The following is a 22249-nucleotide window of genomic DNA, read 5'->3' on the forward strand; positions in this document are numbered from 1 at the left end:
CCGCCGTATTCCCCCTCGACCGACCAGCAGGGGCGGTCACGGACATTCACCCCAAGGAGCCAGTCCCATGAACCGCACCACCACCGCCGCCGCTCTCGCCGCCGTCTTCGCCCTGTCGGCCGGCGCCGCAATGGCCGCCGACAAGAAGCCCGAGATGGAAAAGTGCTACGGCGTTTCCAAGGCCGCCCAGAACGACTGCAAGGCCGGCGCGGGCACCTCGTGCGCCGGCACCTCCAAGGTCGACTATCAGGGCGACGCCTGGAAGCACGTGGCCAAGGGCACCTGCGTGACGATGAAGACCCCCAAGGGCATGGGCTCGCTGACCCCCAAGGCGATGTAGTTCGGCCCCGGCCACTTGCCCCCTCCGCGCTGACGCGCTCCTCCCCCGTAGGGGGAAGATGAGGGCGTCTTCCCCCTACGGGGGAGGACGACCGCGAAGCGGTCAGGAGGGGGCGAGTAATCCATCGCCATGACGAGACTCCACATGACCCCGACCGCCGGCCTCGGCCTGAAACCCCAGCACTATGACGACGCCCTGGCCGCGACGGCGCCGGGCCTGTGGTTCGAGGTTCATCCCGAGAACTACATGTCGGCCGGCGGACCTCGCCTGTCGGCCCTGTCGGCGATCCGCCAGCATCACCCGTTGTCGCTGCACGGCGTTGGCCTGTCCCTGGCCGCCGACGCCGATCCGGATCCCGAGCATCTGGCCACCCTCAAGACCCTGGTCGACCGCTTCGAGCCGTTCGTGGTCTCCGAGCATCTGGCCTGGTCGACCCATCGCGGCGTCCACCAGCCCGACCTGCTGCCCTTTCCCCGCACCCGCGCGGCCCTGGCCCGCATCGCCGGCAATATCGCCCGCATGCAGGACGCCCTGGGCCGCCAGGTGCTGGTCGAGAACCCCTCGCTCTATCTGTCGCTCACCGGTCACGACCTCGACGAGACAGACTTCCTGAACGCCCTGGTCGAGACGACCGGCTGCGGCCTGCTGGTCGACGTCAACAACGTCTTCGTCAGCGCCCATAACCTGGGCTACAGCGCACAGGCCTATCTCGACGCCCTGCCCGCCGCCGCCATCGGCGAAATCCATCTGGCCGGCCATGGCCCGGACGAGGGCGGCTCGGGCCTGCTGATCGACACCCATGGCGCGCCGATCGCCGAAGGCGTGTGGACGCTGTATCGCCATCTGATCGACCGCATCGGTCCGCGCCCCACCCTGATCGAACGCGACGACGACGTGCCCGCCTTTGCCGTGCTGATGGCCGAGCGCGACCGGGCCCAGCTGGCCCTGGACCGTGCGCGGCGGGAGCCCGCCCATGTCTGACCTGCTGGACTTTCAGGACGCCTTCGTCGCGGCCCTGGGCGGCGCGCCCTCGGCCCTGTCGCCCTGGCTGGCCGAAGGCGAGGCCGGCGAGACGGGTCTGTCGGTCTATCGCAACACCATCGCCAAGGGCTGCGTCGATGCTCTGGCCGCCAATTTCCCGACGGTCGTGGGCCTAGTCGGAGACGACTGGTTCCGCGCCGCCGCCGCCCTGTTCGCCCGCGAGGCGCCGCCGGCCAGCGCCGCCTTGCTGGACTATGGCGAGGCCTTTCCTGGCTGGCTGGACCGCTTCCCGCCGGCCCGGGACCTGCCCTATCTGGCCGGCGTCGCCCATCTGGACCGCCTGTGGACCGAGGCCCTGTTCGCGGCCGAGGCGCCGTCTCTGGGCGCAGACGCCTTCGCCGCCCTGTCGCCCCAGGTGCTGGGCGCGGCGCGGGTTGCGCTGCACCCGTCAGCGAGGTTCGCACTGTTCGAGGCCGGCCTGCCCAGCCTCTGGGCCGGCGCCCGCGAGGGCCGCGACGACCTGGAACTGTCCGAAGCCGCCCAGGGCCTGCTGGTGAGTCGATCGGGCGCTGCCGTGGCCTACCGCGTGGTGGGTCCCGCCGACTGCGCCTTCCTCGCCGCCTGCCGGACCGGCGGCTCCCTCGCCGAGGCCATGGGCCAGGCGGCGCAGGCCGATCCCGACGCGAACCTGCAGGCCCTGTTTGCCGCCCTGATCGCCGACGGCGTGTTTGGCGACCTCATTTCCGGAGCCCAGCCATGATCACCGCCATCCTCAAACCCCTCGACACCCTGGCGCAGATCGCCCGCAGGCTGTTGCCCGACGACGTCCTGAGCCTGGTCGCCCGCCTGGGCGTGGCCAGCGTGTTCTGGCTGTCAGGCCGCACCAAGGTCGACGGCGTGCTGCACATCACCGACAGCACATATTCGCTGTTCTCGGACGAATACGCCCTGCCGCTGATCCCGTCCGACATCGCCGCGCATCTGGCGACCTACAGCGAGCACCTGTTCTCGATCCTGCTGGTGCTGGGCCTCTTCACGAGGCTGTCCGCGCTCGCGTTTCTGGGCATGACCCTGGTCATCGAGATCTTCGTCTATCCCGACGCCTGGAGCACGCACCTGTCCTGGGCGGGCCTGTTGCTGCTGATCCTGGCCAAGGGCGGCGGCCGGTTCAGTCTGGATCGCCTTTTGCGCATCGGCTGAACGCTGCAACGGCCATGCGACAATACGCCCCAGAGTATTATTGATGTAGCTAATTCCCGTTAAGCTTGTTTTATTCGCCGCGCCTCATCGTCACGTAACACGGTTGGGCGAACTGGAGCGGCGACATGGCGGATCCAACAGCAAGCGCGGAGCTGACCTTCAACTTCAGCGAGGCCAGCGTCCTGATCGTGGATGAAAACGCCGGCTTCATGGACCTTACCGCCCTGATGCTTTCCGGCTTCGGCTTCCGAAAGCTTCACCGATGCCAGAGCCTGGGGGAAAGCCACGCCTTCAGCCAGGACGTAGAGGTCGACCTGATCCTGGTGGATCCCTTTCCGAGAGCTGACGAAGGCCTGGCCCTCATCCGCGGCATGCGCCAGCGACAACAGCCCACTGACCCGCCCCTGGTGGTCATCGTCGTGACCGGACACACGCCCCGGGAGCTGATCCAGGAAGCCCGGGCCGTGGGGGCCGACTATGTCGTGGCCAAGCCCTTCTCGTCGTCGACCCTGCTGGACCGGATCCTGTGGAGCGCCGCACCGCTGGCGCCGCGCACCCGCAGCGGTGAAAATCCCGGCAATGCCGGCGTTCAGGCCGAGACCATCGACCCGCTGCGTCAGGCCGCCCTGGCGCTTCTGCAATGAGCCAGCCCAGCCGCCTCACCCGCTTCATGGACCTCCCGGACGGACTGGCCGTCGACGAGGCCCTGGCCCAGGCGGACGCCAGCCTGGAGTCCCACCGGCAAGCCGCGCTTCAACTGATAGATCAGGCGCTCGGCGAACTGGCCGACGCTGGAAGCCGGGCCTCAGCTGAAGCCCTGGCCCGGCTCTCCGACAGCATCGGGAGTCTGGCGGGCATGTTCCAGCTGCACGCCCTGTGCCGGGTCGCCAAGCGACTGGGCGACATCGTGCGCACCCTGAACGAGCGCGGCGGCGCCGATCACGACCTGATCGGCCTGCACATCACCGCTCTGCGGGTCATCCGAGTCCAGCCCGATGGCCAGGGCGCGGCCGAACTCCTCAAGGGACTGGACCAGATCGCGGCGCGTGAGGCCCGGCGGGCCTCACGCTAGGCTCGGCGCCGGACCCGTCACCAGCCGCCGTAGATTGGCCTGAACTGGTATTCCAGGTTGCTGACTTCGCGCTCGGCGTCACGCATGGCCCAGTCGGCGCGGCGGCCGTCCTCGATGGCGGCGCGGCGCTCGCTGCGAAGGCGGTTCAGCCGGTCGCGAAGTTCACGTTTCTGCTCGTCGTTGAGCGCGGGATTGCGCAGTTCGTCCTCGACGCCGCGCGCTTCGCGATCGCGCTTTTCGGCGCGCCGGTCGGCGCTTTCGCGGTCGGACCGCGCCTGGCTCAGTCGCGCGGCCGCTGCATGAACCAGCTGGCCGTCGGCATAGGCCGGCAGGAAGCGGCCTGCGGCGGGTTCGGGACAGACCCCGGCATAGCTATGGCCCAGGCGGCCCTCGCGAAAGCCGCGATCCGGCGTGCAATACAGTCTCAGGCCCTGGGCGCGAGCGGCGAAATAGGGCGCGGGATCAGGCGCAACGCCGGTCTTGGCGCAGGCCTTGGCGTGCTCGTCCAGCCGGCTTTGCGGATGGCCAGCCTCGCCGTCCTTGAAGCCGATGCCGGCCCAGTCGCCCTGCAGGCAGGCCTCCTCGCTGATCGTCGCGCAACTGGCCAGAAGCAGGCCACCCGCCAGGAGCGGAAACAACAAGAACGGACGCATGTCAGAAACTCCCCAAGTCGGTGTCCCGGAGATAAAGCTTCACCACATGAATGGTCAATGAACCGGGCCCCGCCCGCTTGGGACCGCATTCGCCCCGATGGTCTCGTCGAGGTAAAGGCGGCCCAGAAATCTGAAATTTAGAGCACTTTTCCGTCCGATAACCGCCCAATACTTATCGGAAATAACCCTAGTGCAGGGTCGGCCCCTGCGGCCGCCGCCACAGCTGGGCGGTCAGGGCGTTGGCGACGCCCAGCCAGCCCAGATCAGGCGCCGTACCGCCGCCGACCTTGCGGGCCTCGATCGCGTAAGCGGTGGAGGCCGCCAGCGACGCGGTCGCCGCCGTAACCTGCCCGCCCAGGCGCTTGGCGCCCAAACCCAGCCACAGGGCGTTGAAGCCCTGGGTCAGGCTCCACAGGGTCAGGGCCCGCGTGCGCGCCGGACTGGCCGGCGCGTTCCAGGTGCGCAGGCCCGACAGGGTCATGGCGATGAACAGCGGCGGCAGGAGCAGGCTGGTCAGCGGCTTGGGCTGATGGGCGACCGGCTCGTGCATCTCGGCGAACTCGACCGCGTACATCGCGTCGTCCAGCACCGCCTCGTGCCGCCGGCCCATGGCCAGGGCCGCCAGGATGGCGCCGCCGGCCAGCAGGGCTCCCAGCGCGATCTGGGCGGCGGGATGATTTTCCTCGCGGGCCTCGACCTCAAAGGCCTCGCGGCCCGCGCGGGCGTGCGCCCGGTGCTGTCTGCCGTTCAGGATGCTCATGCCCGGACTCCTCGCTAAACAGGCTGTCTAACCGATCAGGACAGGCTTGGTTCCCGCCCTGGCCTCAACAACCTTATGATGGGTGCGTTTTGGGCCCGGCGCCAGCGCCGAGGTCGCCAGGATGAGCAGGAACCATGACGCCGACGCTGCGCGACGCCCGCCCCGAAGACATTGAAACCGTGCGCGCCATCGAGCGGGCCTCGGCCCAGCGGTTCATCGGCCTGATGGACGCCCTGGCCGCCGACGAGCCGTCGTCGCCCGAGGTCCTGGCGGCGCGCATCGCTGCGGGGGGCCTGCTGGTCGCCATCGACGCGGATGCGCCCATCGCCTTCGTGATGTTCCGGCCGGTCGAGGACGGGCTCTATATCGAGCAGATCGACGTCCTGCCCGCCTTCGCCGGCCAGAGGATCGGCGCGCGGCTGCTGGACGCCGCCGCCGATACGGCCCGGACGCGCGGGCTAAGCGCCCTGACCCTGTCGACCTTCCGCGAGGTGCCCTGGAACGCGCCCTGGTATCGCCGGCTGGGCTTCATCGATATCGCCGACGTCGCCCTGACGCCCGGCCTGCTGGAAATCCGCCGGGCGCATCTGGAGCGCGGGCTGGACGAGGACGCGCGGACCTTCATGCGGCGCCCCGTTTGATTGGCGGTCCCTGATCAGCGGTTGGCCGGCGTGCGCGTCAGGCCGTCGATCAGGGCCTCCATGGCGCCCAGATTGAGCAGTCCCGCCTGGCGGATCTCCTCGCGGGCCAGAATCTCCGAGGTGACAATCACCCCGCCCGACGCGGTGCGCTGCGCAAACCCCGTGCTGGCCAGCTTGACCACATGGCGCCGGGTGGTCTCCACGGGGATGCCCAGCGACCGGGCCAGGGCCGAGACGCTCACCGGCCGGCGCATCTCGTCGGGGAAGAACTCTCCCGAGATCAGTTCGACATAATCGGCCTGCTCGCGCAGGTGCTCGGTGCCGGCCTGGGCGGCGGCGATGAACACCAGGGCCCGGTCCATGTCGCCGTCGAAAAGATCGGTAAAAACCCGGATCATCCGCAGGGCATAGTCCGCGCCCAGGCTCAGATGGTGACGGTTCACGAACGGCGTCTTTTTACGTTTCATCATCAGGCGATGGAGCAATTTTCATTAAGCATCAATCCAAGAAACCTACTCAATTTGAGCATCTAATTTCAGGTTTTAAGGTGCTGTTTATAGGGCCGGTGTCACGTTAACCCGCAACTATTGGGGCTCAAAGAAATGCGTTTGCGATTGTCTGGGGCAATGAACCTGTTTGGCGCGAGCCTTGCCGGCGGCCTCCTGGTTCTGGCGGCCGTTTCCTGGTTCGCCGTCGAGACGGTGCGCGTGGGCGGCCCTCTGTACGACAAGATCGTGGCGGGCAAGGACCTGACCGCCGACATCCTGCCCCCGCCGCTATACGTGATCGACGTCTATCTTGACGCCAAACTGGCCTTTGCCGCCGGCAGCTCGGCCGATCTGAAATATGCGACTGACGAACTGGTCAAGCATCGCGCCGAATACGACACGCGCCTGGCCCTCTGGCGCGCCGTCGATTTCGATCCGCAGGTAAAGTCCGTGCTGTTGGGCGAGTCCGACCAGCAGGCCCAGATTGTCTGGACGTCGGCGGACGCCATGTTCAAGGCCATGGCGGCCGGCGACACCGCGACCGCTACGGCCCAGGAAGCGCAAATGACCAAGGCCTTCGACGCCCATCGCACGGCCGTCGAACAGATCGTTCCCCTGATCGCCGCCGACAACGCCCGCATCGAGGCCGAAGCCCAGGCCAAGCAGGTTCAGCAACTGAGCCTGATGGGCGCGCTCTGCGTGCTGTTGGGTATGGTCATCGTCGGCGGCGTCTGGGCCATGAGCCGCGGCGTGGTGCGTCCGGTGCAGGCCATCACCCAGTATATGGGCCAGTTGGCGGCGGGCGACTACGAACGCGCCGTGCCCTTCGCCGGCCGTCACGACGAGCTGGGCGACATGGCCAAGTCCGTGGCGGTGTTCCGCGAGAACGTTCTGGAACGCCGGGCGCTGCGCCAGGAGCAGGATGAGGAACGCCGGACCGCCGAGAGCGACCGCCGCTCCAATGAGGATCAGCGCATCGCCGCCGAGCAGAGGCGCGACAGCGCCATGCACAGCCTGGCCCAGGGCCTGGACCATCTCTCGGCGGGCGACGTCGCCTACCGACTGGAAACGGCCTTCGCGCCGGAATATGAGCGCCTGCGCGGCGACTTCAACGCCGCCGCCGAGAAGCTGACCCAGACGCTGAGTCAGATCCGCCAGTCCTCCAGCGGTGTGGGATCGGGCGCAGCCGAGATTGCCCAGGCCGCCGATGACCTGTCGCGCCGCACCGAGCAGCAGGCCGCCAGCCTGGAAGAAACCGCCGCCGCTCTGGACCAGATCACCTCGACCGTGCGCCAGACCGCCGACGGCGCCCGCAAGGCCGACCTGATCGTCGCTGACACCCGTCGCCAGGCCCAGGCCACCGAACAGGCCGTCGGCGCCGCTGTCCGCGCCGTCGGCGAAATCCAGACCTCGTCCAACCAGATCAGCCAGATCATCGGCGTCATCGACGAGATCGCCTTCCAGACCAATCTGCTGGCGCTGAACGCCGGGGTCGAGGCGGCGCGGGCCGGTGAAGCCGGTCGCGGCTTCGCGGTCGTGGCCCAGGAAGTGCGGTCTCTTGCCCAGCGCTCGGCCGAGGCCGCCAGAGAAATCAAGGTGCTGATCGGCACGGCCTCGACCAAGGTCAGCGAAGGCGTCGGCCTGGTCGGTCAGACCGGCAATGCCTTGGGCGACATCCTGGAGCGGGTGGGCCAGATCGCCGCCCTGGTGACCGAGATCTCGGCCTCGTCACAGGAACAGTCGACCGGCCTGAACGAGGTCAATGTGGCCATCAACCAGATGGATCAGATGACCCAGCAGAACGCCGCCATGGTCGAGCAGACGACGGCGGCGGCGCATTCGCTACGCACAGAGTCGGGACGCCTGGCCGAACTGGTCGGCCAGTTCAACCTGGAGCCGGCGACGCGCACCAGGCGCGCCGCCTGACAGGTCAGCCGGCCGGCAGTTCGCCCATGGCGCTCTGCAGATAGTTCTGCTCGCCGATCGACTTGACCAGGCCCAGCTGCATTTCGAGGAAGTCGATGTGCTCCTCGGTGTCGCTGAGGATCTCGCGCAGCAGCTCGCGGCTGACATAGTCGCGGACCTGTTCGCACTGGATGATGCCAGGGATCAGGGTCTCGCGGCCGCCGACCTCGACGGCCAGGTCCGAGGCCAGGCACTCGGGCACGGTCTCGCCGATCTTCAGCTTGTGCAGGTCCTGCAGGTTGGGCAGGCCTTCCAGGAACAGGATGCGATTGATCAGCTTGTCGGCGTGCTTCATCTCGCCGATCGACTCGTCATAGGTGATCTTGCCCAGGCGCTTGAAGCCCCAGTTGTCGTACATCCGCGCGTGCAGGAAATACTGGTTCACGGCGGTCAGCTCGTTGGTGAGCACCGCGTTGAGCAGGCGGATAATTCCGGGATCGCCTTGCATGGCGGGTCTCCTTGAAGTGCGAGTCGCGGCGACCGTGCGGCAAGGCGCGGCGGGCTTCAACCGCTATGTCTGCAAGTGTTTCGCGCTTTCACGGAAATCGTGGCGCGGCGGGCCAAACCTATTCGGCGGCGTAGGCCAGGGCCTGACGGCTGTCTTCGATCATCTGGCGCATCTCGCACACGCACTTGGCGCACTGGGCCTGACAGCCCTTGTGGCGAAAGATCTCGGCCGGACGGCTGGCGCCCGCGTCGATGGCGGCGCGCACTTCGCGCTCGCGGATGCCGTTACAGTTGCAAACGTACACGGAAGCAACGCCCTTGCCGAATGAGTGTCATTCTCATGTAGCGAAGACCGAGGCCTTTTGCAACTGACTCTCACTATGGTTCGCAGCGGGCGAGGTCGTGACCCTTTAGGCTGACGACTTGGGCGCTGGCGCGAATTGGCGTAATTCCCGCGTCATGACCCTCGATTGCCGCCTCTATCTGATCACCCCGCCGGCCCTGAGCGACCTGGACGCCTTCGGCCTTGAGCTGAAGAAGGCCCTGGACGGCGGCGACGTGGCCGCGCTGCAGATCCGGCTGAAGGACGTCTCCGACGCCGCGATCGCGCAGGCCGTGGCGGCCATCGCGCCGATCGCCCGCGCCCAGGGCGTGGCGGTGATCCTCAATGACCGGCCCGACCTGGCGGCCAGCCTCGACTGCGACGGCGTGCATGTGGGTCAGGGCGACACCCCCTACGCCGCCGCCCGCAAGCTGATGGGCAAGGACCGCATGGTCGGGGTCACCTGCCATGACAGCCGTCACCTGGCCATGGAGGCCGCCGAGGCCGGGGCCGACTATGTGGCCTTCGGAGCCTTCTTCCCGACCACGACCAAGGACGCCCCGACCACCGCCGATCCGGAAATCCTGTCGATCTGGCAGGAGGTGATGGAGACCCCCTCGGTGGCCATCGGCGGCATCACCGCCGACAACGCCGCCGGCCTGGCCACGGCGGGCGCAGACTTCCTGGCCGTCTCGGCCGGGGTCTGGGCCCATCCCCAGGGGCCGACCGCCGCCGTCGCTGCGCTGAACGCCGCGATCGCCGCAGGTCTGGCGGCGCGCAACCTCGTCTAACGACGTTATTGCGGGGCCGACCAGACAGGCCTAGCCTCTCCGTTAACCATAGGTTCCGGGGGGGAACGCGATGAACAAGCGACTCGTATTGTGCGTGGTGAGCCTGGCGGCTCTGTCAGTGGCGACCTACGCCCTGGCCGAAAACTGGAAGCCCTCGCCCGGCGAGGCCAAGACCTTCTATGACGAGGACTTTATGCGGGTGGACGCCAAGTCCGGCATGGTCCTGGTCCGCATCGCCGAGGGCAAGCCCAACGGTCCCTACAGGAACTGGCCGGCCGGCAAGGGGCCGATCATCATGTTCGCCCTGGACTGCGCGGCCGACAAGTGGATCGACCTGGGCATGGATTTCGTCGGGGACATGGGCCTGACCAAGGGCTGGCGGAACGGCGAAAAGATCGACGACGCCAAGGCCGCTGCCGGCAGCGCCGGCAAGCTGGCCTGCGAAGCCCGCGACAGCCTGCCCAAGGTCGATCTGCCCTAGGCCGGGCAGATGCTCCCCCTCAAGGGGAGCTGCGCATATCATCACAAGCGGTTGTCATCCCGGACGAGCGCGCAGCGCGAAGATCCGGGACCGACGCCTGAGCTCTGCGCTTCCGGCGGTCCCGGATCTGCCCCCGGCTTTCGCCGGGGTTGTCCGGGATGACAGCTTTTTTCGCGGCGACCTTGATGGGCAACAGGCCCTGCCCAGCGGGGAGCATTCGCCCCGCCTTGCTTTCGCGCGCGTCCGCGACTAGGTTCCGCGCCCAATTTCCCGATCTTTCTAACCGCCGCTCGCATATCCCCCGCCGTCTGCTCCCTTTTCAACAAAGAGGGGGGACGCTGCGCAGGGGGACCTATGAGGAAAACCCGCCTTGGCCACTCCCTCCGCCCTTCTGAACGTGATGATCGACGCTGCCCGCAAAGCGGCGCGTGGCCTGGCTCGCGATTTCGGTGAAGTCGCCGAGCTGCAGGTTTCCAAGAAGGGCGCGGCCGACTTCGTCACCAATGCCGACCTCAAGGCCGAGCAGACCATCTTCGAACTGCTGGAAAAGGCCCGCCCCGGCTACAGCTTCCTGGGTGAAGAGCGCGGCCTGATCGAGGGCACCGACAAGACCCACACCTGGATCGTCGACCCGCTGGACGGCACCACCAACTTCCTGCACGCCATCCCGCACTTCGCGGTCAATATCGCCCTGCAGCGCGAGGGCGAGGTGGTGGCCGGCGTCACCTACAACCCCATCACCCACGACCTGTTCTGGGTCGAAAAGGGCAAGGGTGCCTTCCTGGGCGCCGAAAAGCGCCTGCGCGTCGCCGCCCGCCGCCATCTGGACGAGGCCGTGCTGGCCACCGGCGTGCCCTTCCTGGGCAAGCCCGGCCATGCCCAGTTCCTGAAGGAACTGCACCAGATCAGCCAGAAGGTCGCCGGCGTCCGCCGCTTCGGCGCCGCCTCGCTGGACCTGGCCTGGGTCGCGGCCGGCCGTTTCGACGGCTATTGGGAGCGTAATCTGGGCGCCTGGGACGTCTCGGCCGGCGTGCTGATGGTCGCCGAAGCCGGCGGCAAGGTCACGACCATCGAGGAGCACGGCAACCCGGCCGAAGGGGCCTCGATCCTGGCCTGTAACCAGGAACTGCACCCGCTGGTGCTGGAAAAGCTGCGTCTGGCCTAGGCTTCAACCTTCATCGTGACGCCGGTCGATACGCAAGATATCGCCCGGCTCGCAGTCGAGGAATTCGCAGATCTTTTCCAAGGTCTCGAAGCGCACGCCCTTAACCTTGCCCTGTTTGAGCAGCGAAAGGTTGGCCTCGGTGATGCCGACATAGGCCGCCAGGTCCTTCGACTTCACGTTGCGCTCGGCCATCATGACTCCGAGCTTCACCAGGATCGGCATCAGACGATCTGGGCGTGGTCGTCGGCGATGGTCGAGGCCTTGACCAGAACCACCGCGATCACCGTCAGGGTGACGGCGTAGATGGCGGTCAGCAGGGCAGTGACACCGGAATAGGTCGTTCCAAAGCTGCTGAAGAACGCTAAGGACTTTTCGCCGGTTATCAGGTCAATGATCCGGTGAGTCTGACCCGCGAAAAAGCGGCCAATCACTCCCGAAAAGGGCGTACCCAGCACGAAGACCAATCCTCCGACCGCGAACCGGGTCAGCCGCGCGGCGGTTCTAGGATGCAGGAAATGGCCCCTGGCCATGCCCAGAAAGCACAGACACGCCTGGGACAGCCCATAGACCAGGGCCGCCAGCGGGAGCAGCGCTCCGCCCATGCCAGCGATCAACGGCGCGAAAATCTCCACGCGCGGGCTGCTAGTGGCCTCATTGCAGACCCCGCTCGGCAAGGTCGGGCAGGTGGTGGTCGCGCCGACCTCAAAATTCCCCTGGGTCGAGACGCCGTGGGACGAAAGGCTCCAGTTCAAAGGCTTGCCCGCAGAGGCGCCGATCGCGGTGCTGGCGAACAGGCCGATCATAATCAAAGCGGTCAGCAAGGTCGCGAAACCACAGAACGCCGCCATTAACGCGCTCAAACCCCGCAGCCCTCGTTCGCCCCACGCACCCGCTAAAAGGCTTACCACCACGATCCTCCCCACTCTGGATTGCAAAATTATCGTCAAACAATAATTGTTTGCTGTCAAGCAACCGATCTGTAGAAAAATGAAGACCCCCCGTTCAGCTTGGGCGGACGGCGAAGCGAAGGACTATCGTCATGGCTACCCTAGCCAAACCGTCACATCCGCGCGCTAAATCGCCGCCATGACCCTGCTGACCCGTCGCGCCCTGACCACCGCCGCCCTCGCCGGCACCTTCCTGCCCGGCCTCGCCCGCGCCCAGGGCAAGAAGCCCCTCGTCATCGCCCACCGGGGCGCCTCGGGCCTGCGGCCAGAACACACGGCCCTGGCCTATGAGCTGGGGATCGAGCAGGGCTGCGACTTCATCGAGCCCGATCTGGTCCCCACCAAGGACGGCCATCTGGTGGCCCGCCACGAGAACGAGATCGGCGGCACGACCGACATCGCCGCCCGTCCCGAATTCGCCGCCCGCAAGGCGACCAAGACGATCGACGGCGAGAGCATCACCGGCTGGTTCACCGAAGACTTCACCCTGGCCGAGCTCAAGACCCTGCGGGCCCGCGAACGCCTGCCGCAACTGCGCCCGGCCAGCGCCGCCTTTGACGGCCAGGCCCTGATCCTGACCTTCGACGAGGTGGTCGCCATCGCCCGGGCCGCCAGCAAGCGCACCGGCCGCGTCATCGGCGTCTATCCCGAGATGAAGCACCCCAGCTATTTCGCCTCGATCGGCCTGCCGGTCGAAGGTCGGATGCTGGACGCCCTGAAGCGCAATGACCTGAACTCGGCCGACGCTCCGGTGTTCGTGCAGTGTTTCGAGGTCACCCCCCTGAAGACCCTGCGCCCCCAGACCCGGGCCAAGCTGGTGCTGCTGGCTGACGCCGAGGGCGGTCCGCCTGACCTGACGGGCGTCAAATATGCCGATCTGCTGACCGCCGAGGGCCTGAAGGGCGTCGCCGCCTATGCCGACGGCCTGGGGCCGCACCAGTCGCTGGTGATCCCGCGCGCCGCGACCCTGCTGCCGGCCACATCGCTGGTGAAGGACGCCCACGCCGCCGGCCTGCAGGTGCACCCGTGGACCGTGCGGGCCGAGAACTACTTCCTGCCGCCGGCCCTGCGCCGCGGCGACGCCGCGCGGCCCGACTACATGGCCCAGCACGGCGAGGTCGAGCCGCTGCTCAAGGCCCTCTATGCGGCCGGCGTGGACGGCGTGTTCAGCGACTTCCCGGGCCTGGCGGTCGCCGCGCGCGCTTGACCCTCTGACGCTCGCGGGTGCAGCCTGAGCGCCTTGTCGCGTTGAGGCCTCTCATGAACACCCGTCTGGCCGTCCTTGCCGCCGCCTTGCTGCTGGGCGCTTCGGCGCCCGCCCTCGCCGCCTCTGTTGGCGGTCCAAAGCTGGACGTCATCGCCAGGGATTTCGTGGCCCTGACGCTGGAGGCCGGCGAGCGCGAGCCCGGCTATGTCGACGCCTATTACGGCCCCAAGGCCTGGGCCGACGCCGCCAAGGCCCATCCGCGCGCCGTGCCGGCCCTAAAGGCCGAGGCCCTCCGCCTGACCGCCGCGACGCGGGCCGTCGATGACGCCGCCCTCACCCCCGACGAGCGCCGCCGCAAGGCGTTCATGCTGGGCCAGCTGAAGGCGGCCGAAACCCGCCTGGCCATGCTGGAGGGCCAAAAGTTCAGCTTCCAGGACGAGGCGCAGGGCCTGTTCGGCGTGCGTCCGCCGCTGAAGCCGCTGTCGGACTATGACCCGATCCTGGCCCGCGTCGACCGTCTGGTCCCCGGCGAGGGCGACCTGGCCGCTCGCATCGACGCCTTCCAGAGCCAGTACGTGATCCCGGCCGACAGGCTGGACGCGGTGATGAAGGCCGGCATCGCCGCCTGCAAGGCGCGCACCGAGGCGCACATCGCCCTGCCCAAGGGTGAGAAGTTCGACCTGGCCTTCGTCACCGGCAAGCCATGGAGCGGCTACAACTGGTACAAGGGCGGGGCGCACAGCCTGATCGAGATCAACACCGACCTGCCCGTCGCCATCAGCCGCGCCGTCGATCTGGGCTGCCACGAGGGCTATCCCGGTCACCATGTGCTGAACGCCCAGCTGGAAGACAAGCTGACCAAGGGCAAGGGCTGGGTCGAGTTCTCGGTCTACCCGCTGTACTCGCCCCAATCGCTGATCGCCGAGGGCTCGGCCAATTACGGCATCAGTCTGGCGTTCCCCGGCCGCGAGAAGGTCAAGTTCGAGCGCGAGCAGCTCTATCCGCTGGCGGGCCTGGATCCCGCGACCGCCGACGCCTATGACGCCCTGATGACCGCCAAGGCCGATCTGGCCAGCAGCGAAAACACCATCGCCGACGCCTATCTGTCGGGTCGCATGGATAAACCCACCGCCATCGCGGCGCTCGCCAAGTACGGTCTCAGCTCGGTGGCCCGCGCCGAAAAGCGCCTGAGCTTCATCGAGACCTATCGCTCCTACGTGATCAACTACAACCTCGGCCAGGACATGGTCCGGGCGCATGTCGAGCGCGCGGGGCCGAGCCAGGACGCGCGCTGGAAGGCGATGGAGGCCGTGATCAGCGAGCCGACGACGCCGGCGGATCTGGCGAGGTAGTGGGCGAGGCCCTTCTCCCCTTGCGGGAGAAGGTGGTGACCGCAGGTCGACGGATGAGGGGTCGCGCAGTCATCGACGACCCTATCGCGGCGGATCTGACCTTAGACCCCTCATCCGGCCGCTATCGCGGCCACCTTCTCCCGCAAGGGGAGAAGGCAGATCAAGCCGCCTCCACCCCGAACTGCAGTTTCGCCAGCCGCGAATACAGCCCGCCGCGCGCCGAAAGCTCGGCGTGCGTGCCCTGTTCGACCACCCGGCCGTCTTCCATGACCACGATGCGGTCGGCCTTGAGCACAGTGGCCAGGCGGTGGGCGATGACCAGGGTGGTGCGGCCGCTCATGGCCTCGTGCAGGGCCTGCTGGACCAGGCGCTCGTTTTCGGCGTCCAGCGCGCTGGTGGCCTCGTCGAGCAGCAGGATGGGCGCTTGGCGGACCAGGGCCCGGGCGATGGCCAGGCGCTGGCGCTGGCCGCCCGACAGGGTCTTGGCGCGCTCGCCGACCGGGGTGTCGAAACCCTGCGGCAGGGCTTCCAGGAAGCCGGTCGCCTGGGCGGCGGCGGCGGCTTCGCGGGCTTGCGCTTCGGTGGCGTCCTCGCGGCCAAAGCGGATGTTGTCCAGCGCCGAGCCCGAGAACAGCGGCGAGTCTTGGGCCACCAGGGCCATGCGCTGACGCACCTCCACCGGGTCGGCGTCGCGCAGATCCACGCCGTCGAGGCGGATGACGCCCTCCTGGGGGTCGTAGAAGCGCAGGAGCAGGCGCAGGACGGTGCTCTTGCCCGCCCCTGAGGGTCCGACCAGGGCGACGGTCTCGCCGGGCCTGACGGTCAAATCAAAGCCTCGCAGGGCCGGCAGGTCAGGACGGCCGGGATAGGCGAAGGTGACGTTGTCGAAGGCCACAGCGCCGGTGGCGGGAACCGGCAGGGTCCTGGGCTTCTCCGGCGCGGCGATGCCGGGCTGCGAGCTCAGCAGCTCGGCGATACGCTCCATGGCCCCGGCGGCCTTCTGAACGTCGCCCCAGACCTCGCCCAGGGCGCCGATCGAGCCGGCGGCCATGATGGCCAGCAGGGCGAACTGGGCCAGGGTGCCCGGCGTCATCTCGCCCGACAAAACCAGGTGCGCGCCCGACCACAGCAGCAGGGTGATGCCGCCAAAGGCCAGGACGATGACCACGGCGGTCATGCCGGCCCGGGCGGTGATGCGCCGCACCGAGGCCTGATAGGCCATCTCGACCGCCTCGCCGAAGCGGCTGTCCGAAGCCTTTTCGCGCCCGAAGGCCTGAACGGTGTCCAGCGCGTCCAGGCTCTCGCCGGCATAGCCCACGGCGTCGGCGAAGCGGTCCTGGGCCGTCACCGACAGCTTGCGCACCTTGCGACCCATCAGGAACATCGGGGCCAGGATCACCGGCACCATCAGCACGATGAAGCCCGCCAGCTTGGGGCTGACCACGGCCATGTAGCCCAGCCCGCCCACTAGGCTCAGAATGTTGCGCACCGCCACCGAGGCCGAGGTGCCGACCAGCTGCTCGATGATGGTGACGTCGGTGGTCAGGCGCGACAAAACCTCGCCGGTGCGGGTTTTGAGGAAATAGGCCGGATCCAGGGTCAGGGTGTGGCCATAGAGCGCCCGGCGCAGGTCGGCGACGACCCGCTCGCCCAGCCGGGTGACAAAGAAGAACCGCAGCGAGGTGGCGACGGCCAGCACCAGGGCCACAACCCCCAGGCCGATGAAGGCGCCGTTGACGGCCGAGGCCGCGCCGGTCGCAAATCCCTTGTCGATAACGGTCTTGAAGGCGGCGGTCAGGCCCAGGGTGGCGCTGGTGGAGAACAGCAGGAAGAAGCCCGCAGCCAGGGCGTCGCCGATGTGGCGGCGCACGAAGGGCAGCAGATGGGCCAGGGGACGGATGTCCTTGCGGCGGGGCCGCCGGGCGGCCGCCTCGGCCATGCCCTGAGCCAGTTCGGCGCCGGCGCCGGGGCGTCCCTCGACCGAAATATCCCCGCCGTGTACGTCGGTCATCAACTGTCCCTTGCCAAATTCGCGCGTGTTCTTTATAGCCGCGCCTCTTCGAGGGCCACCCGCAAGGGCGTCCGCTCACCAACTTTCACACCGCCAGTCGGTTGGACCGCCCGATGAAACAAGACATTCACCCCGACTATCACTTCATCACCGTCACCATGACCGATGGCACCACCTATCCGACCCGTTCGACCTACGGGAAAGAAGGCTCCGTGCTGGCGCTGGATATCGATCCGCGCGTTCACCCGGCCTGGACCGGCGGCAACGCCCACATGCTGGACCGTGGCGGCCGCGTCTCGCGCTTCAACGCCAAGTTCGCTGGCTTCACCAAGAAGTAAGCACGCTCGCCGCAAGGGCGACGAAAGGCCGGTCCCGCGCTCGCGGACCGGCTTTTTCTGTGTCTGGTGTTCAGGCGTCAAAAAAGCCCGCCATCTCGGTCGAGATGGCGGGCTTTTTGTTGCGCGGGATGGGGTGGATCAACTGCCCCCGAACGCCGCCGTGAGGCGGTCGAACTGGGCCTGAACCGGGCGGGGCGCGTCTTCGAGGGCGATCTCGACATACATGCGCTTGTCCAGATGGCGCACGCGCTCATACAGGCGCTCGGAGCGCTGCAGCAGGTTGACCAGGCCGTAGGGCAGTTCCTCGACCGCCGCGCCGACCACGGCGACTTCCTCGGCCAGGCGATAGCTTTCAGCGCAGGCAGCCTCGGGGGCCATCTCGCCTTCCTTGACCGCGCGCTGCACCAGCAGCCAGGAGGCCACCTGCATCAGGCGGGTGGTCAGACGCATGCTTTCGGTGGCGTAGGCCAGGGCGGCGTTGCGCGAGAGGATCTTGCTGTCATGCCGGCCCGCGCCGTCGAGATAGCCAGCCGTCTCCTCGACCAGCATCATGCCTTCCTCGAACGTGCGGTCAAACAGCTCCGATTTCGCGAAGTCCTGGATGACCCCCGCGCGCCAGGGTGTCGACGCGGATGCGTTCAGATCGGTCATAGGTACTCAATGCCCCTTCGAAAGGCCGCGAGAACGTCTCGCTTGGAGCAGGGACTGCAACCCCCGTGCCAACCGACGCCGTCCCGTTTCGCGACCTGCCCCCTTCGAACCTCGACGCATACGCAGCGAAGGCGGCTTGCCGCCTTTAGACATTGATTAGGGTAAATGAATCCCTAGTCGAGGCGACCAAACAGCGCATTGGCCGCGTCGCGTCCAGCGCGCTTCTTGTCCAACTGGGCCTTTGTGCGGGTGATCTCGGCCTGGAGGGCGTCGATGCGCTCCTCCAGCTCGGCGACCCCATAGATTTCAAGGTCTTCGTGCGTCGTCTCATTCAGGGCGCGACCGCTGAAAGCGCGCGGCTCGACGGGTTCCTCGAACATCGACTGGCTCCCTAGACCTATGAACGTCCTTTTCGTTCGTTCATCTGACGCCTACCTAGGACGCAAGGCAAGCTTGAGGGATCAGAGACCATGTCGGATGCGATGACCGCGATCGCCATCGAAGGCGGCAAGGGGCCCGCCGATGCGCTGGTTCCCACCACGCTGGAGCGGCCCGTTCCGCGCGCCGGAGAGATCCTGATCAAGGTCGCGGCGGCCGGGGTAAATCGCCCCGACATCATCCAGCGTCTGGGCTATTATCCACCCCCGCCGGGCGCGCCGGTCACCCTGGGCCTGGAGGTCGCGGGCGAAGTCATGGTAGCGTCGGGCCGCTGGAAGATCGGCGACAAGGTCTGCGCCCTGCTGGGCGGTGGCGGCTATGCGCAATATGCCGTGGTCGACGCCCGCCACGCCCTGCCCGTTCCCGACGGCTTCGACATGGTCCACGCCGCCGCCCTGCCCGAGACGGTTTTCACCGTTTACGCGAATGTGTTCGAGCATGGCGCGCTCAAGGCCGGCGAAACCCTGCTGGTCCATGGCGGAACGTCCGGAATCGGAACAACCGCCATCGCCATGGCCAAGGCGGCCGGGGCCCGGGTCATCGCGACCGGACGCGGGGCCGACAAGAAGGCCAAGGCCCTGGAGCTGGGCGCCGACATCGCCGTCGACACCAAGACCGAGGACTTCGCCGAAATCGCCCGCGAGGCCGGCGGCGTCGATGTGGTGCTCGACATGGTCGGGGCCAGCTATTTCGACAAGAATCTGCACGCCCTCAATGTCGGCGGCCGCATCGTCTATATCGCCGCCCTGGCCGGCCCGGTGCTGGACGTGCCAATCATGCAGATCATGCAGAAGCGCGCGACGATCACGGGCTCGACCCTGCGCCCCCGCTCGGCCGACGAAAAGGCTCGCCTGGCCGCAGAGATCGAACGCGTCGTCTGGCCGTGGATCGCGGCAGGCAAGCTGAAGCCGATCGTCGACGCGACCTTCCCGCTGGAGGCGGCGGGCAAGGCCCACGCACATCTTGAAGCTGGGGAGCATGTTGGGAAGGTTGTGCTGGTGGCCTAGAAAAGTCTTCTCAGGTTTACGGCCGGACACAAATAATAATTTCGCATGCGAAGCGGCGCCGTGATCGATGGTATGCGAAATGCCTCCGAATGAAATTGAATATTTCCTCGGCAAAAATTCTCGTCTGAAACGCCTCGAAACCGCCGACTAGCGTCGAAATCGAGGACAAGATTTAATCCTGCAGCCGGAATTTGTGTCGACCTGATGGCTATTATTCTTGTCGTCGAAGATGAAATGTTCATCCGTCAGGCGGCGGAATGGGCCATCGAGGATCTGGGACATCGGCCGCTGATGGCCGAGGACCTGGCCGGCGCGCTGGCGCACCTGTCGGCGCCCGGCGGCATCGACATGCTGTTCGTCGACATACGGCTCGGCGCCCTGCCCCTGGCGGCTACGACATCGCCAACCAGGCCCTGGAGCTACGGCCGGGCCTGCGGGTTCTCTACACGTCCGGAAGTCCGCTTACGGCCGACATGTCCGAGCAGTTCGTCGGCGGCGGCCATTTTCTTCAGAAGCCCTATTCGCCAGAGCAGCTGGAAGCCTCGGTCGGCAAGCTGTTGCACTAGACCTATCCAGACTTCGTTGGCGCGTGAGACTTCAGCGCCACGCCTGCTGCATGAATTGGGAAGCGCCATAGCCAGCTCGACGACGGCCCCGACGCCCGGTCAGACCGAAGAATCCATCGTCAAGGCCGGCGCCCTGCAGAGCGCCATCTTCAACAGCGCCAACTTTTCCAGCATCGCCACCGACGCCAAGGGCGTGATCCAGATCTTCAATGTCGGGGCCGAGCGCATGCTGGGCTACACGGCCGCCGAGGTGATGAACACCATCACGCCGGCCGACATCTCCGACCCCCAGGAACTGATCGCCCGGGCCCGGGCGCTGAGCGCCGAGCTGGCCACCCCGATCGAGCCGGGCTTCGAAGCCCTGGTCTTCAAGGCCTCGCGCGGGATCGAGGACATCTATGAGCTGACCTATATCCGCAAGGACGGCACCCGTTTTCCCGCCGTGGTCTCGGTCACGGCCCTGCGCGACGACCAGGACGGCATCATCGGCTATCTGCTGATCGGCACCGACAACACCGCCCGCAAGCTGGTGGAAGAGGAACAGAAAAAGTCCGACCAGCGGCTGCGGGACCAGCAGTTTTACACCCGCTCCCTGATCGAATCCAACATCGACGCCCTGATGACCACCGACCCCTCGGGCATCATCACCGACGTCAACAAGCAGATGGAAGCGCTGACGGGCTGCACGCGCGATGAACTGATCGGCGCACCGTTCAAGGACTGCTTCACCGATCCCGAGCGCGCCGAGGCCGGCATCAAGCGGGTTCTGGCCGAGAAATCGGTCACCGACTACGAACTGACCGCCCGCGCCCGCGACGGCAAGCAAACGGTCGTCTCCTACAACGCCACCACCTTCTATGATCGCAAGCGGACGCTGCAGGGCGTGTTCGCCGCCGCCCGCGACGTCACCGAGCGCAAGCGGGTCGAGGCCGAGCTGCAACAGGCCAAGGCCGACGCCGAGAGCGCCAGCCGCACCAAGTCCGACTTCCTGGCCAGCATGAGCCACGAGATCCGCACGCCGATGAACGCGGTGATGGGCATCGCCGACCTGCTGGCCAAGACCGAGCTGACCCCGGAGCAGGACAAGTACGTCCAGATCTTCCGCCGCGCGGGCGACAATCTGCTCAACCTGATCAACGATATTCTCGACCTGTCGAAGGTCGAGGCCTCGCAGCTGGATCTGGAACAGACCGGCTTCTCACTGAGCGACCACCTGGAAAAGTCCATCGAGATGGTCGCCCCCAGGGCCCAGGAGAAGGGCCTGACCCTGATCTGCGAGATCGCGCCGGGCGTCAGCAACGACCTGGTGGGCGACCCCACCCGCCTGCGCCAGGTGCTGCTCAACCTGCTGGGCAATGCCATCAAGTTCACCGCCGCGGGCGAGGTCTCGCTGAAGGTCGACCGCGACGCCGACAGCACCGCTCCGACCGCCCTGCGCTTCTCGGTGGCCGACACCGGCATCGGCATCGCCAGCGACAAGCTCTCCCGGGTGTTCGAGCGCTTCACCCAGGCCGACAGTTCGACGACCCGGCGCTTTGGCGGTTCGGGCCTGGGGCTGACGATCTCCAAGCGGCTGGTCGAGCTCATGGGCGGCAGGATCGGCGTGACCAGCACGCTGGGCCAGGGCAGCGTCTTTGCCTTCTCGGTGCCCTTCGAGGTGTGGGCGGCGGCCAACCGGCCGGTCAGCGCCCCCGTGGGCCATGGCCCCGACACGCCCCTGCCCAGCCTGCGCATCCTGATGGCCGAGGACTCGCCCGACAACTGCACCATCGCCCTGGCCTATCTGGAAAACACGCCCTACCTGGTCGATGTAGCCGAGACCGGCCTGATCGCCTGCGAGATGTTCAAGGCCGGTCACTATGACCTGGTGCTGATGGACCGGCAGATGCCGGTGATGGACGGCCTGACCGCCACCCGCACCCTCCGGGCGTGGGAAAAGTCGAATGACCGGCCACCGACCCCGATCATCGCCCTGACCGCCTCGGCCCTGAAGGGTGACCGCGAGACCTGTCTGGCGGCGGGGTGCACTGCCTATCTGACCAAGCCCATCAAGCAGGACGTGCTGTTGCAGGCGATCCGGGACTATTCGGCGGTCGCGAGCCCCCGGTCAGAGTCGGCGGCGTCCGGGCCGGAATCACGATTGTGGCGCCCCAGCGCCCGGCTGGCCGCGCTGATCCCCAGCTATCTGGACAGTTGCCGCCAGGACGTCATCACGATGCGCGACGCCCTGGACCGGGCCGACTTCCAGCCCGTGACCCTCCTGGGGCACAATATGCGCGGCTCGGGCGGCGGCTTTGGCTTCCAGGCCATTACCGACTTCGGCGCCGGCCTGGAGCTGGCGGCGGCGGTCTCCGACGGCGCCGGGTCGCGCACCCTGGTCGATCAGCTGTCCCGCTTTCTGGATGACCAGCGCCACACCTGACACG

Annotated in this window: 26 protein-coding genes; 16 read left to right on the top strand and 10 right to left on the bottom strand. The window is 67.2% G+C overall.

Going from position 1 to position 22249, the window contains the following annotated elements; genetic code table 11:
* Window positions 1-67: 67 nt before the first annotated feature.
* The 6 genes from ACW17Z_RS08430 to ACW17Z_RS08455 all read left to right on the top strand — a co-directional run bounded on the left by ACW17Z_RS08430 (window position 68) and on the right by ACW17Z_RS08455 (window position 3593).
* Window positions 68-340: a BufA1 family periplasmic bufferin-type metallophore gene (locus ACW17Z_RS08430; protein WP_492058332.1), complete on the top strand. Its 273-nt coding sequence runs from the start codon at window positions 68-70 to the stop codon at window positions 338-340.
* Window positions 341-484: 144 nt separating this feature from the next.
* Window positions 485-1321, top strand: coding sequence for an MNIO family bufferin maturase (bufB, locus tag ACW17Z_RS08435; RefSeq protein ID WP_492058333.1), 837 nt, complete (start codon window positions 485-487; stop codon window positions 1319-1321).
* Window positions 1314-2081: an HvfC/BufC family peptide modification chaperone gene (locus tag ACW17Z_RS08440; RefSeq protein ID WP_492058334.1), complete on the top strand. Its 768-nt coding sequence runs from the start codon at window positions 1314-1316 to the stop codon at window positions 2079-2081. Before bufB ends, ACW17Z_RS08440 begins: the two co-directional genes overlap by 8 nt.
* Window positions 2078-2521, top strand: a complete 444-nt coding sequence (locus ACW17Z_RS08445) for a DoxX family protein (protein WP_492058335.1) — start codon at window positions 2078-2080, stop codon at window positions 2519-2521. Before ACW17Z_RS08440 ends, ACW17Z_RS08445 begins: the two co-directional genes overlap by 4 nt.
* A 125-nt stretch (window positions 2522-2646) precedes the next feature.
* On the top strand, window positions 2647-3165 hold the full coding sequence (locus ACW17Z_RS08450) for a response regulator (protein WP_419319899.1): 519 nt from the start codon (window positions 2647-2649) through the stop codon (window positions 3163-3165).
* Window positions 3162-3593: a chemotaxis protein CheE gene (locus ACW17Z_RS08455; RefSeq protein ID WP_492058336.1), complete on the top strand. Its 432-nt coding sequence runs from the start codon at window positions 3162-3164 to the stop codon at window positions 3591-3593. Before ACW17Z_RS08450 ends, ACW17Z_RS08455 begins: the two co-directional genes overlap by 4 nt.
* A 17-nt stretch (window positions 3594-3610) precedes the next feature.
* Here the strand turns inward: ACW17Z_RS08455 and ACW17Z_RS08460 are convergent, their stop codons facing one another.
* Window positions 3611-4246: a DUF2799 domain-containing protein gene (locus ACW17Z_RS08460; protein WP_492058337.1), complete on the bottom strand. Its 636-nt coding sequence runs from the start codon at window positions 4244-4246 to the stop codon at window positions 3611-3613.
* Between the two features lie 187 nt (window positions 4247-4433).
* Entirely contained in the window at window positions 4434-5006 is a 573-nt protein-coding gene (locus ACW17Z_RS08465) for a tryptophan-rich sensory protein (protein ID WP_492058338.1), read from the bottom strand.
* A 134-nt stretch (window positions 5007-5140) separates the two neighbouring features.
* Here ACW17Z_RS08465 and ACW17Z_RS08470 point away from each other — a divergent pair, with 134 nt between their 5' ends.
* Window positions 5141-5647 carry a GNAT family N-acetyltransferase gene (locus ACW17Z_RS08470; protein WP_419319893.1) on the top strand — a complete coding sequence of 169 codons (507 nt, stop codon included), beginning with the start codon at window positions 5141-5143 and terminating at the stop codon, window positions 5645-5647.
* A gap of 14 nt (window positions 5648-5661) precedes the next feature.
* Here ACW17Z_RS08470 and ACW17Z_RS08475 read toward each other — a convergent pair whose 3' ends face one another.
* Window positions 5662-6090 (bottom strand): hypothetical protein, encoded by a 429-nt coding sequence (locus tag ACW17Z_RS08475; RefSeq protein WP_419319891.1) that lies wholly within the window; start codon window positions 6088-6090, stop codon window positions 5662-5664.
* Between the two features lie 183 nt (window positions 6091-6273).
* Between ACW17Z_RS08475 and ACW17Z_RS08480 the strand changes: the two genes are divergently transcribed.
* Window positions 6274-8061, top strand: a complete 1788-nt coding sequence (locus ACW17Z_RS08480) for a methyl-accepting chemotaxis protein (RefSeq protein ID WP_492058339.1) — start codon at window positions 6274-6276, stop codon at window positions 8059-8061.
* Window positions 8062-8065: 4 nt separating this feature from the next.
* Here the strand turns inward: ACW17Z_RS08480 and bfr are convergent, their stop codons facing one another.
* Both bfr and ACW17Z_RS08490 read right to left on the bottom strand, forming a co-directional pair.
* Complete coding sequence (bfr, locus tag ACW17Z_RS08485; protein ID WP_419319887.1) at window positions 8066-8548, bottom strand: bacterioferritin; 483 nt, start codon at window positions 8546-8548, stop codon at window positions 8066-8068.
* Between the two features lie 118 nt (window positions 8549-8666).
* A complete protein-coding gene (locus ACW17Z_RS08490; protein WP_419253321.1) occupies window positions 8667-8852 on the bottom strand; it encodes a (2Fe-2S)-binding protein in 186 nt (61 codons plus the stop codon).
* Window positions 8853-9006: 154 nt separating this feature from the next.
* On the opposite strand from ACW17Z_RS08490, the gene thiE reads away from it, so the two are divergent.
* From thiE to ACW17Z_RS08505, 3 genes are all read left to right on the top strand, one after another.
* Complete coding sequence (thiE, locus tag ACW17Z_RS08495) at window positions 9007-9660, top strand: thiamine phosphate synthase (protein WP_492058340.1); 654 nt, start codon at window positions 9007-9009, stop codon at window positions 9658-9660.
* A gap of 70 nt (window positions 9661-9730) precedes the next feature.
* The gene (locus ACW17Z_RS08500) at window positions 9731-10141 is read left to right on the top strand and encodes a hypothetical protein (protein ID WP_419319882.1); all 411 of its coding nucleotides are present in this window, start codon (window positions 9731-9733) and stop codon (window positions 10139-10141) included.
* Window positions 10142-10511: 370 nt separating this feature from the next.
* Entirely contained in the window at window positions 10512-11306 is a 795-nt protein-coding gene (locus tag ACW17Z_RS08505) for an inositol monophosphatase family protein (protein WP_492058341.1), read from the top strand.
* A gap of 3 nt (window positions 11307-11309) precedes the next feature.
* Here the strand turns inward: ACW17Z_RS08505 and ACW17Z_RS08510 are convergent, their stop codons facing one another.
* Both ACW17Z_RS08510 and ACW17Z_RS08515 read right to left on the bottom strand, forming a co-directional pair.
* Window positions 11310-11528 (bottom strand): helix-turn-helix domain-containing protein, encoded by a 219-nt coding sequence (locus tag ACW17Z_RS08510; RefSeq protein ID WP_492058342.1) that lies wholly within the window; start codon window positions 11526-11528, stop codon window positions 11310-11312.
* Window positions 11528-12217, bottom strand: a complete 690-nt coding sequence (locus tag ACW17Z_RS08515; RefSeq protein WP_492058343.1) for a hypothetical protein — start codon at window positions 12215-12217, stop codon at window positions 11528-11530. The genes ACW17Z_RS08510 and ACW17Z_RS08515 overlap by 1 nt, the downstream gene beginning before the upstream one ends.
* 175 nt (window positions 12218-12392) lie before the next feature.
* Between ACW17Z_RS08515 and ACW17Z_RS08520 the strand changes: the two genes are divergently transcribed.
* On the top strand, window positions 12393-13460 hold the full coding sequence (locus tag ACW17Z_RS08520; RefSeq protein WP_492058344.1) for a glycerophosphodiester phosphodiesterase: 1068 nt from the start codon (window positions 12393-12395) through the stop codon (window positions 13458-13460).
* 53 nt (window positions 13461-13513) lie between these two features.
* A complete protein-coding gene (locus ACW17Z_RS08525) occupies window positions 13514-14812 on the top strand; it encodes a hypothetical protein (RefSeq protein ID WP_492058345.1) in 1299 nt (432 codons plus the stop codon).
* A 160-nt stretch (window positions 14813-14972) separates the two neighbouring features.
* Here ACW17Z_RS08525 and ACW17Z_RS08530 read toward each other — a convergent pair whose 3' ends face one another.
* Complete coding sequence (locus tag ACW17Z_RS08530; RefSeq protein ID WP_419319873.1) at window positions 14973-16826, bottom strand: ABC transporter transmembrane domain-containing protein; 1854 nt, start codon at window positions 16824-16826, stop codon at window positions 14973-14975.
* 110 nt (window positions 16827-16936) lie between these two features.
* Between ACW17Z_RS08530 and rpmE the strand changes: the two genes are divergently transcribed.
* A complete protein-coding gene (gene rpmE / locus ACW17Z_RS08535; RefSeq protein WP_419253331.1) occupies window positions 16937-17161 on the top strand; it encodes a 50S ribosomal protein L31 in 225 nt (74 codons plus the stop codon).
* Window positions 17162-17299: 138 nt separating this feature from the next.
* On the opposite strand, the gene rcdA is transcribed toward rpmE, so the two are convergent.
* On the bottom strand, window positions 17300-17812 hold the full coding sequence (gene rcdA / locus ACW17Z_RS08540) for a protease adaptor protein RcdA (RefSeq protein WP_419319871.1): 513 nt from the start codon (window positions 17810-17812) through the stop codon (window positions 17300-17302).
* Window positions 17813-17985: 173 nt separating this feature from the next.
* On the bottom strand, window positions 17986-18192 hold the full coding sequence (locus tag ACW17Z_RS08545) for a DUF1192 domain-containing protein (protein ID WP_419319870.1): 207 nt from the start codon (window positions 18190-18192) through the stop codon (window positions 17986-17988).
* A gap of 90 nt (window positions 18193-18282) precedes the next feature.
* Between ACW17Z_RS08545 and ACW17Z_RS08550 the strand changes: the two genes are divergently transcribed.
* Together ACW17Z_RS08550 and ACW17Z_RS08555 are read left to right on the top strand one after the other, a co-directional pair.
* The gene (locus ACW17Z_RS08550) at window positions 18283-19257 is read left to right on the top strand and encodes an NAD(P)H-quinone oxidoreductase (protein ID WP_419319868.1); all 975 of its coding nucleotides are present in this window, start codon (window positions 18283-18285) and stop codon (window positions 19255-19257) included.
* A gap of 621 nt (window positions 19258-19878) precedes the next feature.
* A complete protein-coding gene (locus ACW17Z_RS08555; RefSeq protein WP_492058346.1) occupies window positions 19879-22245 on the top strand; it encodes a PAS domain S-box protein in 2367 nt (788 codons plus the stop codon).
* Window positions 22246-22249: the final 4 nt, after the last annotated feature.

This window comes from Caulobacter sp. GSs2 (assembly GCF_058680895.1).

Coding starts and splice junctions, on each gene's coding strand:
- ACW17Z_RS08430 (WP_492058332.1), top strand. CDS start 68: ATGAACCGCACCACCACCGCCGCCGCTCTCGCCGCCGTCTTCGCCCTG.
- bufB (WP_492058333.1), top strand. CDS start 485: ATGACCCCGACCGCCGGCCTCGGCCTGAAACCCCAGCACTATGACGAC.
- ACW17Z_RS08440 (WP_492058334.1), top strand. CDS start 1,314: ATGTCTGACCTGCTGGACTTTCAGGACGCCTTCGTCGCGGCCCTGGGC.
- ACW17Z_RS08445 (WP_492058335.1), top strand. CDS start 2,078: ATGATCACCGCCATCCTCAAACCCCTCGACACCCTGGCGCAGATCGCC.
- ACW17Z_RS08450 (WP_419319899.1), top strand. CDS start 2,647: ATGGCGGATCCAACAGCAAGCGCGGAGCTGACCTTCAACTTCAGCGAG.
- ACW17Z_RS08455 (WP_492058336.1), top strand. CDS start 3,162: ATGAGCCAGCCCAGCCGCCTCACCCGCTTCATGGACCTCCCGGACGGA.
- ACW17Z_RS08460 (WP_492058337.1), bottom strand. CDS start 4,246: ATGCGTCCGTTCTTGTTGTTTCCGCTCCTGGCGGGTGGCCTGCTTCTG.
- ACW17Z_RS08465 (WP_492058338.1), bottom strand. CDS start 5,006: ATGAGCATCCTGAACGGCAGACAGCACCGGGCGCACGCCCGCGCGGGC.
- ACW17Z_RS08470 (WP_419319893.1), top strand. CDS start 5,141: ATGACGCCGACGCTGCGCGACGCCCGCCCCGAAGACATTGAAACCGTG.
- ACW17Z_RS08480 (WP_492058339.1), top strand. CDS start 6,274: ATGAACCTGTTTGGCGCGAGCCTTGCCGGCGGCCTCCTGGTTCTGGCG.
- bfr (WP_419319887.1), bottom strand. CDS start 8,548: ATGCAAGGCGATCCCGGAATTATCCGCCTGCTCAACGCGGTGCTCACC.
- thiE (WP_492058340.1), top strand. CDS start 9,007: ATGACCCTCGATTGCCGCCTCTATCTGATCACCCCGCCGGCCCTGAGC.
- ACW17Z_RS08500 (WP_419319882.1), top strand. CDS start 9,731: ATGAACAAGCGACTCGTATTGTGCGTGGTGAGCCTGGCGGCTCTGTCA.
- ACW17Z_RS08510 (WP_492058342.1), bottom strand. CDS start 11,528: ATGCCGATCCTGGTGAAGCTCGGAGTCATGATGGCCGAGCGCAACGTG.
- ACW17Z_RS08520 (WP_492058344.1), top strand. CDS start 12,393: ATGACCCTGCTGACCCGTCGCGCCCTGACCACCGCCGCCCTCGCCGGC.
- ACW17Z_RS08525 (WP_492058345.1), top strand. CDS start 13,514: ATGAACACCCGTCTGGCCGTCCTTGCCGCCGCCTTGCTGCTGGGCGCT.
- rpmE (WP_419253331.1), top strand. CDS start 16,937: ATGAAACAAGACATTCACCCCGACTATCACTTCATCACCGTCACCATG.
- rcdA (WP_419319871.1), bottom strand. CDS start 17,812: ATGACCGATCTGAACGCATCCGCGTCGACACCCTGGCGCGCGGGGGTC.
- ACW17Z_RS08545 (WP_419319870.1), bottom strand. CDS start 18,192: ATGTTCGAGGAACCCGTCGAGCCGCGCGCTTTCAGCGGTCGCGCCCTG.
- ACW17Z_RS08550 (WP_419319868.1), top strand. CDS start 18,283: ATGTCGGATGCGATGACCGCGATCGCCATCGAAGGCGGCAAGGGGCCC.